Below are 14,899 nucleotides of genomic sequence, written 5' to 3' on the forward strand. Positions count from 1 at the left end.
TAAGATTTCTTAACTCACACCCCTCTCTTTTCCCTGTACATCTTTAATGCCTGCCTGACCCTTTCTTCCTCAATTATCCCTGTAGTCGAGGGTGTTTCAAAAAACCTTTTCGGGAGAGTAAGATTTTTGAATTTGAAACCGAATTTCTTCTTCAGTTCATATTTTTTCCTGAAAATGTCCTTGCTCAGAGCTTTCAATTCTTCTTCGGTTCGATCTATTCCTATGGACTTAAGAGCCAGGATCACGTTTTCGTATGTGTAAACATTCCTCCCAAAAAGGCAGGGAACAAGACAGTTAAGGATACTTCTGCGGTCTTCTTCTTCAATTATGGTATCTATAATTTCCTCATCCGACATTGGATGGTTAAAGGCTTTCTGATCTGCACCATATCCCGCATTGTCAAGATGGGAGTGCCGAAAGCCTACAGCAAGCCCCACAATATTTCCAAGCCCTGTATGGTAGCCAGGAATTTCCAGACCCCCGAGCTGGACTGCAAAATCTTCTCCCCCATACTTTTTTGAAGCATAGACTACTCCCTTCCCGAGAGCTCTGTAAAAGTCATTTGGAGCCTTGACTAAAAGGTCTATTGCCCTGAGATATGCACCTTTATTCCCCCAGGAGAGTTCAAGCCCCATAGTCTCATCGGTTGAAATCTTCCCACGCTGCTGCATCTCCGTAGCCCAGGCGAGTACGACTCCCATGCTAATAATATCAACACCTGCCTTTTCACAGGCTTCAATAAGCTCAAGCACGGCTTCAGGATCGGCTACTCCCAGATTTGAGCCCAGGGCATAAATCAATTCGAAATCATAGGAAATGTTTAAAGCTTCATACTCATGGGCTTTTGAGAAAGCCCGTTTCAGCATGGCTATATGGACGCAACCGATTGGACAACCTGCGCAGGAAACCCGTCTCAAAAGATACTTTTCGGCAAAAAGTTCTCCTGATATAGTTTCAGCTCCTTCGAAGAAAGCTGCCTGCAGGTTTCGTGTAGGCAGGCCTTTAAGCTCGTTCAGTACCAGGATGTTCTCGCTTGTGCCCAGATTGTGGTACTTCTCGGTAAGTTCGGTTTTCACAATTAAGTCATAGAACAGGCTGCAGGTCTTCCGGTAGGCTTTGTGATCAGGGCTTTTCAGTTCCCGGTTTCCTGAGATGAGCAAAGCCTTAAGTTTTTTTGCCCCAAAGACCGCCCCAAGCCCGAGGCGCCCGAAGTGGCGGTAAGTATCAACATTAACATCAGCGTATGTAACCCCTATTTCTCCTGCAGGTCCTATCCGGATGATGCTGCGCCTGCCTGCACCGGGTTCTACCTCGCGCAGGATTTTCCCCACATCAATTGCTGAGGAAAGGTGCCATATGGAAGATGCGTCCCTGAAGGAAACTTTGTCGTCGTGGACTGCCACATACACAGGATATTTTGAAGCTCCCTTGATAACAATTGTTTCGTACCCTGAATAACGCATGGACATGGCAAGATGACCGCCTGCGTAGGATTCTCCCAGTTCTCCATTATGAGGGGAGCGGAACAGTGCAACAGCCTTGGTACATGTCGGGTAAACGCCCGAGAGCGGACCTGTACTGAGGATAATCGGCATTTCTGGGTCAAGCGGCTCCGTACCTTCTTTATACTCTTCAAGCATGAGGTTTGTGGCAACTCCTATGCCTCCCAGATATTTCTCATAAAGGTCCGGTCTTTCCTCAACGTGATAGCTCTGGCTGCTCAGGTCAATGTAGAGTATATTCTTAAGCCCCTCGATAGCGTACTTTTCGGTTGTCATTTTTCCTCCCCAAGCTCTTTTCCCCCATAAAGGTCTTTATGGGATGCAGTCGGGCTGATCGGGCTTGTATCCGGAGCCGGGCTTGTATCAGTAATTATTATTTCCCCACTGTCCTCAACCTCAATCATCTCCAGCACATCATGGGGACAGAATTTCGGGCAGACCCCACAGTGTTTGCAGATTACGGCTTTTTTTTCCGCATCTAGATGGATGGCTCCCATTAAGCAGGCTTCTATACAGTTTCCGCAGCCATCGCAAATATCTTTGTTGAGGTTTACCCCTCCCCCTTTCCGTTTGGACAGCGCACCAATTGGGCAGGCCCTCATGCACGGAGGGTCTATACAGGCATGACAGACGATTTGAACATAAGAAGTTTCGATACCACCGCGCGTCTGTATATCAATCCGGCTGTTTTTCAAAGATATGGTATCATACCATGTCCTTGCGCAGGCCATCATACAGGAGTAGCAGCCTATGCAGCGGGCTGGATTAGCGACCTTTAATCTTTTTGCCATTATTCCCCCCTCAGATTTTCCTTTAGGAAGTACGCATCTCCGGTTTATATAATCTGGTATTGTAATTCCGCAGCGGATCAAGTCCCAGGCTTACGGAACATTATGTTTCCTAAAAACGGCAAGGCTTTCCTGTATGATATCTAGGGCTACATTTAAGGAGACACTTACTTTAATGTGAATCGAAATGTTTTTATTTTCGATTCGCGTAATAGGAAAGTGGGTTCCGGTTTGTAAGACGATTTAATAAAAAGCTATCTAAGATACTCTCGCTTGGAAGGTTAATATGCAACAGATTGAAACTATACAGCAAAACAAGATGATGCAGCAAAATAAAGTGATAATCGGTGCTTTCAGCTTACTGTTTACTTTGTTGACGCTTATAAGCTTGTTCTGGATCTGATTCGGCTTCATTGTGATTCCTCGGGAAGCGGCAATTTGACTTTCCGAATTATGGAAAGTTTTCTCCAGAATATACAGGGCTTCTTGTGAAGCACAGATGCAAAGAAAGTTGTGTCAACCGGAACCGAGGTTTTCTTTGCGGTTCCTTCAATTATTTTAAAATCTTCCTTAATTTAAAAAACTCAGATTTTCCCTGGCTTACAGCTAATTTCAGCCTTATAGTGCAGGTTTAACTATTCTAGCTAATAGTTTGTTTCTGGGTTTTTATCTTTCACCAGCAATTTACGTTTTCCTGCGAGCTTCCTTGCTGGAATGCTACTTTTACTATTTCTTCCAACAGCAAAAATTATTTTTTATAAGAATTAAGTTATACCTTCAAAACATCTATTTGTGTGAACTTATATTGCTACTTGAGGGTGAGATACATGGGAAAATGTGAAAGCTGCAGAAAAGAAGTTGATAATTTATTAACAGTCAAAGGGCAAAGACTCTGCACCGAATGTGCCGTTAAAGCCCAAAAGGATCTTGATCCCGACAGCCTGAATTTCAGCGCATGCATTTGACTATCTGATTGGAAAGAGCTTTTCAGGCTTATTTTTCTTTTTTAAAGCAGAATGTTTTCTTCTTTAATTTTCCATTATGACACAATCGCGTATAATATCTAAAATAAACACTAAAGCGTGCTTTTATGAAATTTTCGCCTTCAATCTTTTGATAGTAATATTTAAATGATATATGAGTATATTCAAATATACTCATATATGATGTGGTATTAGTGGACATCGTTCATATACTTAAGGCACTTGCTGATGAAAATAGAATAAGAATGATAAATCTCCTTAGAAATGGGGAATTATGTGTCTGTGAAATTGAAGCAGTTTTAGGTGCTAAACAATCTAACGTATCCAGGCATTTAAATAAACTGAAAGTTGCAGGGCTCATTACTTCTGAGAAAAAGTCTCAGTGGGTTTATTATCGGCTTAACGAGCCTACCTTCCAAAAATTTCCCTTTCTTTTAAACATTATCAATGAAGAGTTAGAGAAAATCGACATCTGTAAAGAAGATTTAAAGTTATTAGAAAAGTTCAGGAAAAGTTGCAGATGCTGCGATTGAATAAAAAAGACCAGTTTGCTAAAAAAGTGACCGGAGTAATCGTTTTGGAAAACACAGTTTCATCGAGATTATCATTCTTAAATCGTTATTTGACTTTATGGATTTTTCTAGCAATGTTTATTGGTGTAGGGCTTGGTTTTGTCTATCCTGGTTTTGCAGTTTTCTTGAGGAGTTTATCCATAGGAACGACTTCGATTCCCATAGCTATTGGTTTAATAGTAATGATGTATTCTCCTTTAGCACGGGTAAAATATGAAGAATTAGGTAAGGTATTTAGGAATCACAAAGTATTAAGCCTGTCCTTATTGCAAAATTGGATTATTGGTCCTATTTTAATGTTTATACTTGCAATTGTATTTTTGAGAGATTATCCTGAATACATGGTAGGTGTTATTCTAATTGGTCTGGCCAGATGCATAGCTATGGTAATTGTTTGGAATACTCTGGCAGATGGGGATAACGAATATGCTGCTGCTCTTGTTGCTTTCAATTCAATCTTTCAGTTAGTCTTTTTCTCAATTTACGCTTACTTTTTTATAACTGTGCTCCCTGAATGGATAGGATTAAGTGGAATGGAAATAGATGTATCAATAGTAGAGGTTGCTCAGAGTGTTGCTATCTATCTTGGAATTCCATTTGCAGCTGGCTTTTTAACTCGTTATTTCTTACGCCCCTCAAAAGGAGCAGAATGGTACGACAAAAAATTCATTCCAAAAATAGGCCCTATTTCTCTTTACGCTCTTTTATTTACAATTGTTGTTATGTTCTCGTTAAAAGGAGAATACATTGTTACCCTGCCTTTAGACGTAGTAAGAATTGCTATTCCCCTCTTAATGTATTTCATAATTATGTTCACTGTCTCCTTTTTTATCGCTATGAGAATAGGGGTAAATTATGGACAGACAACATCCCTTTCTTTTAGTGCAGCAAGTAATAATTTCGAACTGGCGATTGCAGTGGCGATAGCAGTTTTCGGCATTGACTCCGGGCAGGCATTTGCAGCAGTAGTAGGTCCTTTAATTGAAGTGCCGGTTATGATAGGGCTTGTTAATGTTGCACTTTACTGGAAAAAGAAATATTGTGTTTCCTTCAAAATGTGTGGAGAGTAACCTCACATCATCCACCTATGGAGACAAATCTCCTGATTATGGGAGTTAGAATGAGAGTGATTTTCTGGATAAACAATCTAAAAAGAACTGCAAATCTAATCAATAGGTGCATATTCAATTCTCAGGCGTTGATAAATTATGGATGCAAATGAAAAAAAACAGGTAATTAAAGAAAAATATGGGAAAATTGCAATGGTAGGCGGATCCTGTTGTTCTAGCAGATGCTGCGAGGATTCAAATGTTATAGATCTCTCAAAATCTATTGGTTATTCTGAAGATGACCTTAAAGCTGTCCCGGACGCAAATCTTGGCCTTGGTTGTGGCAACCCCGTAGCTTTTTCAGAACTTAAAGCAGGAGATATTGTTCTTGACCTTGGCTCAGGTGCAGGATTTGATTGCTTCCTTGCTGCACAAAAAATAGGAAGCTCAGGAAAAGTAATCGGAGTTGATATGACTCAGGCCATGATTGAAAAGGCGCAGGCAAATGCCCTGAAATATGGTTATTCAAATGTCGAGTTTCGGCTTGGAGATATTGAAGACCTGCCTGTTGGGAGTGAGTCAGTAGATGTTATTATTAGCAATTGTGTAATTAACCTGGCTCCAGACAAAGAAAAAGTTTTTAGGGAAGCCTTCAGGGTTTTGAAGCCAGGAGGTGCAATGTATATTTCGGATACGGTCCTGCTGGCTGAGCTTCCAGAGGAATTGAGAAAGGATAAAGACTTACTTGCAGGCTGTGTCGCAGGTGCTTTGCTTAAAGAAGAGTATCTAGCCCTTTTGAAAAAGGTTGGATTTTCCGTTGAAATCCTGAATGAAGATCTGGATATAAGTAAAAGAAAATATAATGGGCTACCTGTAGAAAGTTTGCAATTTAAAGCCTGTAAATAAGGTTAAACTTTGTTTTGCTTCAATAATCTTTATTAGATCTTAAGTACTGATCCAGGCTTATATGATAAGTCTGGAGAAAGACTTGAAGCGAGTTTTACAGGAGAATAAAGTTTATGCGCTGAAGGTGTTGTGCAAACACACACAGAAAGCAATTCATCCCTCAAGGAAATCTGTCCTAAATATAATTAAAATAATAGGTTAAATACAAAAATTATTTGGTATTGTTAACTAAATATAGATAACTCTTTATTTCTATATTCCATTAAGAGAAGAACCGAATACTTTAGCATCTCATCTCAAGACTCTTAGTATAACACTTTGTCTTTCGTCCAACCTTGCCAGAAAGTGCCTCAATATGCTATTATATCCTTCAGTTGTATACGTTTTTGCTTTGGATTGAGATATGGGGATACAAACTTATTCATAACAATACGATAATTATAACTATAATTATAAGTATAACTATAGCAAATATATCATAAAGATTATAAACTTTAAAGAATATTTTCATTTTATGTCCAGATTATTAACAGAACTCGAAGAGAATATTTTTGACTTTATTGAACAACGTGGTAATGTCAGAACAAGAGAAATTGCTGAAGAGTTTGGCGAAGGCGAATACGATATATCAGTTCCAACAAACATGTTTATAGCATGTGGATTTTCTTATGAAGTAAAAATAGCTTTGAGAAATCTGATAAATAGAGGTATTGTCTTTTATATTCCAGATACAGAACTTATTGAGTCTTATGATCCTGCTACTTCAATAGCTGAGTTGATATATGAAGTTCCCAGAACTGGATATGTTCAACCTTTTTACCTGCCCTGTCGCCTTTATACTTTTGATAGTGCTTATGACTATGTACGAGAAAATTTTACAGATCCAGATCAAAAGAATCTCATGCTATTGTTTATGCATGAGAAGAAGCAGGCAGGCTGTGATTAATCTCTACTGTAAGATTTAAATGACATGTTAGTATCTGGAATACATGGCTTATAGAGCAAGATCCGAAGGGTATATACGTTGTGAAAGTCTTTCCTCCCTGATCGTATTACAGAGAGAGCTACTCTTGAAGAAGCCCTAGCAAAACCAAATATGCTCCACAGCACAGAACTGTTTAATTATATCACAATTGACTTCCACCACAGACCAATTGTCTCTTACAATCCTATTATAAGGACAATTAATAGGTTCAAAAGTATCATTATAAGGTAGTGTGCATAAGGTAGTTCAATCACATTTAAAAACCTTGATTTTAGACATATTTAGCATATTATAACTCAACTCTATCTTATGAAGCCTCACTATTGAAAATTTATTGATAAAGTATCTACATGTACAGTGGATAGCTATGTTATAATAGCTATAGTTTCTGTGTTAATTATATAAACATTGCTGCCGCTGTTCGCTAGGTATGAAAGGTTTATCATTCTCAGTAGAACAAGAGGAAATTACTAGTTTGCCGAATAGCTTATAGGTCCTGACTTCGTGGCTTCAGTCTCCAACGAGTTTCAAGTTAATTGCAATTTTTTATGTTTTAAAGACAAAAATAGAAAACTTTAAAATCACAAGACTCGACAAAAAACTTGAACTGTTAGTGCCTACACAGAGTTGTCGAATTCTGCATTGAAATTACTGTATATACAAAGTTTCCATAAAAGACAATTATAGAATTCATCCGACTCTTATGAAGTTTGATTAAAGGAAATTAAAAATTTGAAAAGCTGAGAGAAAAAACATTTCAAATTTTTAAAGCTTTAAAATATAAAGGAGAGCTTTTGCATTGGCTGAATACAGTAAATCCCTTTTATCTAGAAGCAATGATTTTGAGTGGTCACAAATTGAATATATAAATTTTGAAAAAGGTGACCAGGGTTTTGTTCGGCCTGTAGCTAGAACCAATGGTCTTTGTTTTTATCTTGATCCATCCAAATTATTAAGGACACAGAAACCTGAGGTTTTTGTCCTTAAACCTAAAGTGCCTATTCCACCAGCACATTCTTTTATTAAAGTGACCGTTGCAGAAACTGAGGAAGTCGATGATGTTGAGCCGATTGGCAACTGGAATTATTTTTATGTAGGAGACGAGCATAACAATCTGGGTTACAAAAATCCTACAAAAACTTATTACAAGTATGTTTCCGGTTGGGAACCTCTGGATATCACTTCTGCTTTACTTAAAGATGGAAGGTTTCAGGACTTGAGAGCCAGATTCTCGGATTATATGACAGGCTGCTTTATTGCTCCTGAAGATGATCTAGCTATGATTGAAGCTTGTATGAGTATGTATTGTGCATCTTCTCCTGCATTTGTTGCTCAAAAAGGTGGAGTAGATACTTCTATTTTCGGCAAAACTCGTCAATGGGCATCGTTTACTAGATCTACTAATTTTATACGTCCAGAGTTCCGAAAATCCAATTTCCCCTATTTTTATAAACCTTTAAAGAAGAATGAAAACCCAGACATTACAAAATGTATTGAAGTAAATAGGGCGTATAATAACAGGCAAGAAGTTCCTATATTACTCCCCATGGTGTTGCCTAGCGAATTTGAAAAGGTAGCTTTTTTTAATGAGAAAAATAAGGCATATAGGCCCTATGTACAGGCGTTCATGATTGATATGATACACATTGATCCTATAGTTTCTCCAAAATTATCAAAATTTATTGAAGAATTTATGTATGAACTAATTAATGATATTATGACAGGAGATTGTGCTTATTATAATCAAGATATAGGTTCTATAGCTTCAAAACTTCCTATTTCTCTTGCAAGAACTAATTTAAAGCCAGAAGCCTCAAAAGAGGATATTATAGAAAGTGCAAATGCTTGGGCTAATATGTATTATCAAGCAAGGCAGCATATCACGAGTCCTTTAAGTAATGATCAAATGTATAAATTATCACAAGATGCAAGAACATTATACCTTGAATTGAAGAATAGATATGATACTGGCATGTCCATGAAGGTAGTAGATGTTAAGAGAGATAGTAAAGTATTTGAATGGAATTTTGAAGATGCTCTTCAAAATTTAATTCGGGCAGGGGTTGTGTTTATGCCTAATGTGTACGAAATTGGGCTTGTAAATTTAAAACAGTAAAAGTGTAACTGTTTCAGGGATTTACCCTTCAGCTTTTATCCGCAATTCACCTTTGTCCCTGTAATAATTTACATAGTCATAAATTAAATAGAAGAACTTGATGACAAATTACACTCTTTAGAGATTCACGCAAAGCAAGGTCGCTCAAAACAGGATGAGAAATCTGCTAAATATAGAGCTTTGGATAGGAAATATATTCAGCCCCTCACCAACTGGAACTTTATCGAAGTTGTGGGGGATGGCAGACGGAAGGAGATCCGGATTACCCCTGAAGGAAAAAACATCCTGGTATTCTTGGGTTAACCTTGAGCCTAAATACGAATGAACGATTATATTTTATAGGGTTCTTTAAAATCATTGTGTGAGTTAAGATCTTTATTCCTGTTTAACTGAACCTTCCGATAAGGGCGCTTATGCTTTCACTTGTAACCATGCCTATGACCCGGTTTTCTGAATCAATGACCGGAAGCGCGGAAATCGAGTAATCTTCCATTATTGAAGAGGCGACCTCGATTTTTTCGCCCGCGTACACACATTTTACATCGCGAGTGATTATTTCATCCAGTTCCGTGATCTTACAGGCGACAGCTTTTGTGATATCCCAGGAGGTTACTATGCCTTCAAGCTTTCCGTCCTCGGATACGACAGGCAGATGGTTTACTTTCTTTTTTACCATGAGCATTGAGGCATTTTCCAGAGTCTCATCTCTGGAAATGGAATAGAAATTCGGGCTCATAATATCACTTACAAGAACCTGTGAGAGAAAGCTCCTTATAAGGTAGTTGAGCTGCCCCTCCTCAAGCAGAAAAGCATCATGCCCGTACTGGGACCTGATCTCCTCGTATCTGGCATCAACCCCGTTTGCAGTAAGAGCAGAAACAATTTCCTGAGACTGGTAAGGGGGATAAAGCCAGTCTGAGGTTATGGCAATTACGAGATATTTCGCTTTGACTCCGGAAAAACCCTCTATAAGGGACCCGTTATTTGAGAGGTCAAAGAAGTCCACGGCTTTTGTAATATAAAGATAGGAATTGGCATCAAAACGCTTAGTAAAGGTATCGCCCTGATAATTCAGGTAGCTCTCGACCTGGAAATTCGAAAAGCTATCAGGGAAAGTTTCAGAAGAAGTTTCGGAAGAAATTTTTGATAAATCCTGACCTGTTTCAGCCAATTGAGCCCTTCCGAACTTCTTTTGCATTGAAGCATCGCTTAAGTATGTGATGTGGCCTATCATACGGGCAAGTGCAAGACCCTGTGCAGGAATTTCCTTTCCGTAGTAATTCCCCCCATTCCATTTTGGGTCATCAGTTATGGCTTTCCGACCTATTGCCCCAAACGCAATCTGCTGTGGAGTCGTGGATGCGGTTGTTGCGATTGCTATTGCCTTCTTTACCATTTCAGGATAGCTGACAGTCCATTGAAGCACCTGCATACCGCCCATTGAGCCGCCTGCAACTGCAAAAAGCTGTTTTACTCCAAGATGCTCGATAAGTTTCTTCTGGGCATTTACCATGTCTGCTATAGTGATTATGGGAAATGAGACGCCGTAGGGTTTCCCAGTCTCAGGGTTAATGGAAGAAGGGCCTGTAGAACCTTTGCATCCCCCGATTACATTTGAACAGATGATACAATATTTTTCAGTATCAAAAGCTTTATTCGGGCCGATTACAATATTCCACCAGCCAGGCTTTTTGTCGCCTGCATGAAATCCGGCAGCATGGGCATCCCCGGTAAGAGCATGACATATCAGGATAACGTTGCTCTTATCCGCATTCATCTTCCCGTACATCTCATACTCTATCCTGATGCGGGAGAGGGTTTTTCCACTCTCAAGCCTGAAAATCCCTGGAGTTTCATAGTTCATTGAGCGGACTATTCCCAGGTTCTGACCTTTTTTTCCCGAAAAATGGCTTTTAAAAGAAGAATTCTGAGCTGAGAACTCCATGATCAAACCTCGGAGAGTGCCTGCTCGATATCAAAAATCAAGTCCTTTTCATCCTCAATACCTATAGAAAGCCTGATAAAGTCCTCTGTTACGCCGCAGGCAAGCTGTTCTTCCTTAGACAGTTGTTCATGGGTGGTTGAAGCCGGATGGATTACAAGGCTCTTTGCATCCCCGATATTTGCAAGGTGGGAGAAGATCTCAAGCCTTTCAATAAACTTTTTGCATGCACTGATTCCACCTTTAACCCCAAACCCTATCAGTGCTCCATAGCCTGATTTAAGGTATTTCTTTGCAAGCTCATGGCTGCTGTGGGATTCAAGCCCGGGATATGAAACCCAGGAAACCTTAGGGTGATTTTCCAGGTATTTTGCAACCTCAAGGGCGTTATCACAGTGTTTTTTCATCCTGAGAGGTAGAGTCTCAAGCCCCAGGCTTAGCAGGAATGAGTTAAAAGGAGAAATGCATGCCCCTATGTCCCTCATTAACTGCACCCTGGCTTTTGCAATAAAGGCTGCCTTTCCAAAGGCTTCCTTATATCTCAAGCCGTGATATCCGGGATCGGGCTCGCAGATTTCAGGGAACTTTTCAGGGCTCCAGTCAAAATTTCCTGAATCAACAATTACTCCTCCTAGCGACGTCCCATGACCGCCTACGAATTTTGTAGCCGAAAGTACTACTATATCGGCTCCGTGCTCAATTGGTCTCAAAATCAGGGGAGAAACCGTATTGTCCACAACAAACGGAATTCCTGCGGCATGAGCGATCTCTGCGAGGTTTTCAAAATCAGGAATATCGAGCCCCGGGTTTCCTATTGATTCCACATAAAGGGCTTTTGTTTTTTCGGAGATTGCGGCTTTGAAGTCTTCTGGCTTATTTGAGTCTACGAATTTCACGGTTCTACCGAGCTTTGGGAAAGTATAGTTGAAAAGCTCGTAGGTGCCCCCGTAAAGCTTACCTCCTGATACAATCTCGTCCCCGGGTTTTGTAAAAGTGAGAAGGGCTGTTGTAATTGCAGCCATCCCTGAAGAGGTCGCAAGTGCCCCTATGCCTCCTTCAAGGGCAGCGATCCTTTTCTCAAAAACGTCGGTTGTAGGATTCATAAGGCGGGTATAAATATTTCCTTCTGCCCTGAGCCCGAAAAGGTCGGCTGCATGCTCGGTGTCCTCGAATACGTATGCTGCAGTCTGGTAAATCGGAACTGATCTTGCTCCTGTAGCAGGGTCAGGTTTTGCACCTGCATGCACAGCAAGTGTAGAAATTCCCAGATTTTCTGATCTGGCTTTTGTCCGACTTTCCTTATTTCCCCTGCTCTCTTTTTCGTTCCAATCTATGATCTCATCCTTCATTTCATCTTACCTCAAGAATATATTTCTTTATCCCGCCAGACTACTCTCAGAGTTTCTGGATTTGATTTTGTTTCAGCCTTTTGAAAAGTCAGAAGTGAGAATCGAACTCACATAATTCCGGGTTGCAGCCGGAAGCATAACCACTCTGCCATCCTGACGCTTATGGTTATTGCATATGTTCACAATTGTGATTGCATCTTCACAATTGTGATGCTAGTATAAAAAACTATCTGTAAAAAAGAAACCACAAATAGAGAATGGAGGAAAATATTTTGTTGAATAACTTTTTCGCGAAAAGAGCGCCGATGGAGTCAGGAAAGAGAGCCAGTAAGCCCTTACCTGTGTTTTAATTCCCGCTGATCTCAAGCATCCTGTTCAGGGCTTTTCTTGCTTTCACCCTTATGTGTTCCGGAACGCTAATTTCATATTCCATGTTTTGCAGACTATTCAGGACAGCTTCGAGGGTGATTTTCTTCATATTGTAGCAACAAGCTTTCTCGGATGCAGGATAGAATTTCTTATCCGGGTATTTCCTTTTCAGGCTTCGAACAATTTCCTTTTCGGTTCCTATTATGAATTCCGTGGAACCTGACCTTTCCACCTCTCTTATAATTCCTGAGGTACTGAGAACCCCGTTTGCATAGCTCAGGACTTCAGGCCTGCACTCGGGGTGTGCCAAAAATTCAGCATCTGGATGCAGTTTTTTCAATTCTTCTATGTCCTTACCCCTGATGTTCTCGTGAACATGGCAAAATCCAGGCCAGAGATGTATTTTCTTGTCGGTATGAAGGGCTACGAAAGCTCCAAGGTTTTTATCAGGGACAAAAAGAACCTCCTGGCCTTCAATTGAATTTACCACTTTTATAGCATTTGCTGAAGTGCAGCAAATATCAGATTCGGCTTTTACTGCCGCAGAACTATTCACATAGCACACGATTTCAGCTTCGGGATGTTTCTCTTTTGCATCCCGCAGAGCCTCCGCAGTTATCATATCCGCCATAGGGCAGCCTGCATCAGGTACGGGTAAAAGCACCGTTTTTTCAGGAGAAATTATCAGTGCCGACTCTGCCATGAAGTAAACGCCTGCAAAAACTATAATGTCGGCTTTTGAATCAACTGCGGCTTTACAAAGGGAAAGAGAATCCCCGACAAAGTCCGCAACTTCCTGAACTTCACGCCTGGTGTAAAAGTGAGAAAGAATGACTGCATTCCTTTCGGCTTTAAGTTTTTTTATTTCTTCTATAAGTAACTCGTTTTCCATAACAATCTTATTCCCTATACTGCAAGCATATTCCTGTACTCAAGGAACAGACCTGCTAAAAAGCTTTTTTTGGTTTTTGACTTTTAAGGATGTGAATAAATGACTAATAATAAATCAAGGAGTATGTAAAGGATTACTGATAAATAAAGGTATGAGGAAGTTTGGATAAATGGCCTTCCAGCCAGGCGCAGGTATGCAGCACTGCATGGTGTTCAATAGAAGAGGTGATAATGTGTTTTCCTTTGTTCCGGTTTGCAAAGGCTATTCCCTTAATTGCCCAGTTATCGGACTCAGTGCCTCCGGATGTGAAATAAATCTCGTTTTCTTCAGCCCCGAGCGCATCAGCAACCTTTTTTCTTGCCCTGTCTATTGCATGCTTTGAGGTTTTTCCGATCTCATAAATGGAAGAAGGATTTCCAAAATTTTCTGTCAAATAGGGAAGCATCTCTTCGACAACTTCTTTTTTACAGGAGTTGTAGCCGAGTTGTCCATGTAAACTGCCTTATTTTCAGTGGTCACACTTTCACCTTCACAATTGTGAATTGTCATAACAATTGTGACTATTTAAGTTTTATCATATATGTAGAAAAGAAGGCATTTTAATAAGTTTTAGAACATTTTCCGAAAACAATCTGGATACTCTTGAAAACAGAACCATCTGCCTGGATTTTTGCTTCTTATGTTGCTATCCGGGCAGTCCTATTATTATTTTTTTATACTGATAATAAATATATGTACTTAAGCTATATCTTCTCAATTGTAAACCCTAAAAAAGGATGATAACTATGGAAACTCCGTGTCAGAAGATTGTGTGGGATCTGGTCCCCGCAATAAGGGCCAGTCTTGCAATCGAACTTGTAAAAAAAGGACAATCACAGGCAGCAACGGCAAAACTGCTTGGGATTGCCCCATCGGCAGTTTCCCAGTACATCTCAGGAAAAAGAGGATACAGGATCGAATTTCAGGGCGAGACGAAGGAATTAATTGAAAAGCTTGCTCAGGATTTGATCGACAATAAGGTTCCTGATTTTGTAGCAAGAATCTGTGAGATCTGCGTAAGTGCCCGGGGGATCGAAAAAAAGTGCAATACCGGCTGCGCCGAAGAGCAGACAGATAATAAAACGGAAGATAAAGCAGACGATAAAGCAGGAAACCAAACAGAAGATAAAGAAGATTCTAAAGAAAATTCCGAGGCATGAAGCCGGTTTTTGTCGGTCTCTTCATTGTTTCCTCCATCCTTGCATGGATTTTTCAGTTTGAATGCGTAAGTCTTAGAATTAATTAAAAACTAAATTTGAATGTTTTACCATCTAATATTTAGGAACAAAAAAGAGATAGGATTCACTTAATCCCGACCTGAAGGATGGGATATTCGTGACCCTCCACACTCTCGATGTAATTAATAAAAAATAAGCTTAAAAATATGCGTATAGTTAAAGAGATAAA

At 39.9% G+C, this 14,899-nt stretch carries 14 protein-coding genes and 1 pseudogene; 8 read left to right on the top strand and 7 right to left on the bottom strand.

The features are described 5' to 3' along the window. Positions 1 to 14 precede the first annotated feature (14 nt). Positions 15 to 1,778 carry an aldehyde ferredoxin oxidoreductase family protein gene (locus AOB57_RS00510; protein ID WP_054300121.1) on the bottom strand — a complete coding sequence of 588 codons (1,764 nt, stop codon included), beginning with the start codon at positions 1,776 to 1,778 and terminating at the stop codon, positions 15 to 17. Next, the gene (locus AOB57_RS00515) at positions 1,775 to 2,293 is read right to left on the bottom strand and encodes a 4Fe-4S dicluster domain-containing protein (RefSeq protein ID WP_054300137.1); all 519 of its coding nucleotides are present in this window, start codon (positions 2,291 to 2,293) and stop codon (positions 1,775 to 1,777) included. Before AOB57_RS00515 ends, AOB57_RS00510 begins: the two co-directional genes overlap by 4 nt. A gap of 824 nt (positions 2,294 to 3,117) precedes the next feature. Between AOB57_RS00515 and AOB57_RS00520 the strand changes: the two genes are divergently transcribed. The 4 genes from AOB57_RS00520 to AOB57_RS00535 all read left to right on the top strand — a co-directional run bounded on the left by AOB57_RS00520 (position 3,118) and on the right by AOB57_RS00535 (position 5,800). Further along, the gene (locus tag AOB57_RS00520) at positions 3,118 to 3,255 is read left to right on the top strand and encodes a hypothetical protein (RefSeq protein WP_167829490.1); all 138 of its coding nucleotides are present in this window, start codon (positions 3,118 to 3,120) and stop codon (positions 3,253 to 3,255) included. 212 nt (positions 3,256 to 3,467) lie between these two features. Continuing rightward, a complete protein-coding gene (locus tag AOB57_RS00525; RefSeq protein WP_054300122.1) occupies positions 3,468 to 3,806 on the top strand; it encodes an ArsR/SmtB family transcription factor in 339 nt (112 codons plus the stop codon). Then, positions 3,803 to 4,915 (top strand): ACR3 family arsenite efflux transporter, encoded by a 1,113-nt coding sequence (gene arsB / locus AOB57_RS00530; RefSeq protein ID WP_273076640.1) that lies wholly within the window; start codon positions 3,803 to 3,805, stop codon positions 4,913 to 4,915. Before AOB57_RS00525 ends, arsB begins: the two co-directional genes overlap by 4 nt. A gap of 138 nt (positions 4,916 to 5,053) precedes the next feature. Continuing rightward, the gene (locus AOB57_RS00535) at positions 5,054 to 5,800 is read left to right on the top strand and encodes an arsenite methyltransferase (RefSeq protein ID WP_054300123.1); all 747 of its coding nucleotides are present in this window, start codon (positions 5,054 to 5,056) and stop codon (positions 5,798 to 5,800) included. Between the two features lie 224 nt (positions 5,801 to 6,024). On the opposite strand, the pseudogene AOB57_RS00540 reads toward AOB57_RS00535, so the two are convergent. Continuing rightward, positions 6,025 to 6,202: pseudogene (locus AOB57_RS00540) on the bottom strand (IS1 family transposase); the annotation flags it as partial. A gap of 112 nt (positions 6,203 to 6,314) precedes the next feature. On the opposite strand from AOB57_RS00540, the gene AOB57_RS00545 reads away from it, so the two are divergent. The 3 genes from AOB57_RS00545 (at position 6,315) to AOB57_RS14975 (ending at position 9,204) form a co-directional block, all read left to right on the top strand. Continuing rightward, positions 6,315 to 6,746 (top strand): helix-turn-helix domain-containing protein, encoded by a 432-nt coding sequence (locus AOB57_RS00545; RefSeq protein WP_054300124.1) that lies wholly within the window; start codon positions 6,315 to 6,317, stop codon positions 6,744 to 6,746. Positions 6,747 to 7,584: 838 nt separating this feature from the next. Next, positions 7,585 to 8,901, top strand: coding sequence for a hypothetical protein (locus tag AOB57_RS00550; protein ID WP_054300125.1), 1,317 nt, complete (start codon positions 7,585 to 7,587; stop codon positions 8,899 to 8,901). Between the two features lie 87 nt (positions 8,902 to 8,988). Beyond that, complete coding sequence (locus AOB57_RS14975) at positions 8,989 to 9,204, top strand: DUF6293 family protein (RefSeq protein ID WP_394339717.1); 216 nt, start codon at positions 8,989 to 8,991, stop codon at positions 9,202 to 9,204. A gap of 82 nt (positions 9,205 to 9,286) precedes the next feature. On the opposite strand, the gene metX is transcribed toward AOB57_RS14975, so the two are convergent. From metX to AOB57_RS00570, 4 genes are all read right to left on the bottom strand, one after another. Then, the gene (gene metX, locus AOB57_RS00555) at positions 9,287 to 10,846 is read right to left on the bottom strand and encodes a homoserine O-acetyltransferase MetX (RefSeq protein ID WP_054300126.1); all 1,560 of its coding nucleotides are present in this window, start codon (positions 10,844 to 10,846) and stop codon (positions 9,287 to 9,289) included. Between the two features lie 2 nt (positions 10,847 to 10,848). Continuing rightward, positions 10,849 to 12,192: an O-acetylhomoserine aminocarboxypropyltransferase/cysteine synthase family protein gene (locus AOB57_RS00560; protein WP_082384342.1), complete on the bottom strand. Its 1,344-nt coding sequence runs from the start codon at positions 12,190 to 12,192 to the stop codon at positions 10,849 to 10,851. Positions 12,193 to 12,538: 346 nt separating this feature from the next. Next, positions 12,539 to 13,453, bottom strand: a complete 915-nt coding sequence (gene nadA, locus AOB57_RS00565) for a quinolinate synthase NadA (RefSeq protein WP_054300127.1) — start codon at positions 13,451 to 13,453, stop codon at positions 12,539 to 12,541. A 133-nt stretch (positions 13,454 to 13,586) separates the two neighbouring features. Continuing rightward, complete coding sequence (locus AOB57_RS00570; RefSeq protein ID WP_449405489.1) at positions 13,587 to 13,886, bottom strand: aminotransferase class V-fold PLP-dependent enzyme; 300 nt, start codon at positions 13,884 to 13,886, stop codon at positions 13,587 to 13,589. 352 nt (positions 13,887 to 14,238) lie between these two features. Between AOB57_RS00570 and AOB57_RS00575 the strand changes: the two genes are divergently transcribed. After that, a complete protein-coding gene (locus tag AOB57_RS00575; protein ID WP_054300129.1) occupies positions 14,239 to 14,652 on the top strand; it encodes a transcriptional regulator in 414 nt (137 codons plus the stop codon). The last annotated feature ends 247 nt before the right edge of the window (positions 14,653 to 14,899 follow it).

The sequence above is a fragment of the Methanosarcina flavescens genome (assembly GCF_001304615.2).
Lineage (GTDB): Archaea > Halobacteriota > Methanosarcinia > Methanosarcinales > Methanosarcinaceae > Methanosarcina > Methanosarcina flavescens.

What these genes read in the sequence shown, in the direction of transcription:
- AOB57_RS00510 (WP_054300121.1), bottom strand. Translation starts at nt 1,778, where the DNA reads ATGACAACCGAAAAGTACGCTATCGAGGGGCTTAAGAATATACTCTAC.
- AOB57_RS00515 (WP_054300137.1), bottom strand. Translation starts at nt 2,293, where the DNA reads ATGGCAAAAAGATTAAAGGTCGCTAATCCAGCCCGCTGCATAGGCTGC.
- AOB57_RS00520 (WP_167829490.1), top strand. Translation starts at nt 3,118, where the DNA reads ATGGGAAAATGTGAAAGCTGCAGAAAAGAAGTTGATAATTTATTAACA.
- AOB57_RS00535 (WP_054300123.1), top strand. Translation starts at nt 5,054, where the DNA reads ATGGATGCAAATGAAAAAAAACAGGTAATTAAAGAAAAATATGGGAAA.
- AOB57_RS00545 (WP_054300124.1), top strand. Translation starts at nt 6,315, where the DNA reads ATGTCCAGATTATTAACAGAACTCGAAGAGAATATTTTTGACTTTATT.
- metX (WP_054300126.1), bottom strand. Translation starts at nt 10,846, where the DNA reads ATGGAGTTCTCAGCTCAGAATTCTTCTTTTAAAAGCCATTTTTCGGGA.
- AOB57_RS00560 (WP_082384342.1), bottom strand. Translation starts at nt 12,192, where the DNA reads ATGAAGGATGAGATCATAGATTGGAACGAAAAAGAGAGCAGGGGAAAT.
- nadA (WP_054300127.1), bottom strand. Translation starts at nt 13,453, where the DNA reads ATGGAAAACGAGTTACTTATAGAAGAAATAAAAAAACTTAAAGCCGAA.
- AOB57_RS00575 (WP_054300129.1), top strand. Translation starts at nt 14,239, where the DNA reads ATGGAAACTCCGTGTCAGAAGATTGTGTGGGATCTGGTCCCCGCAATA.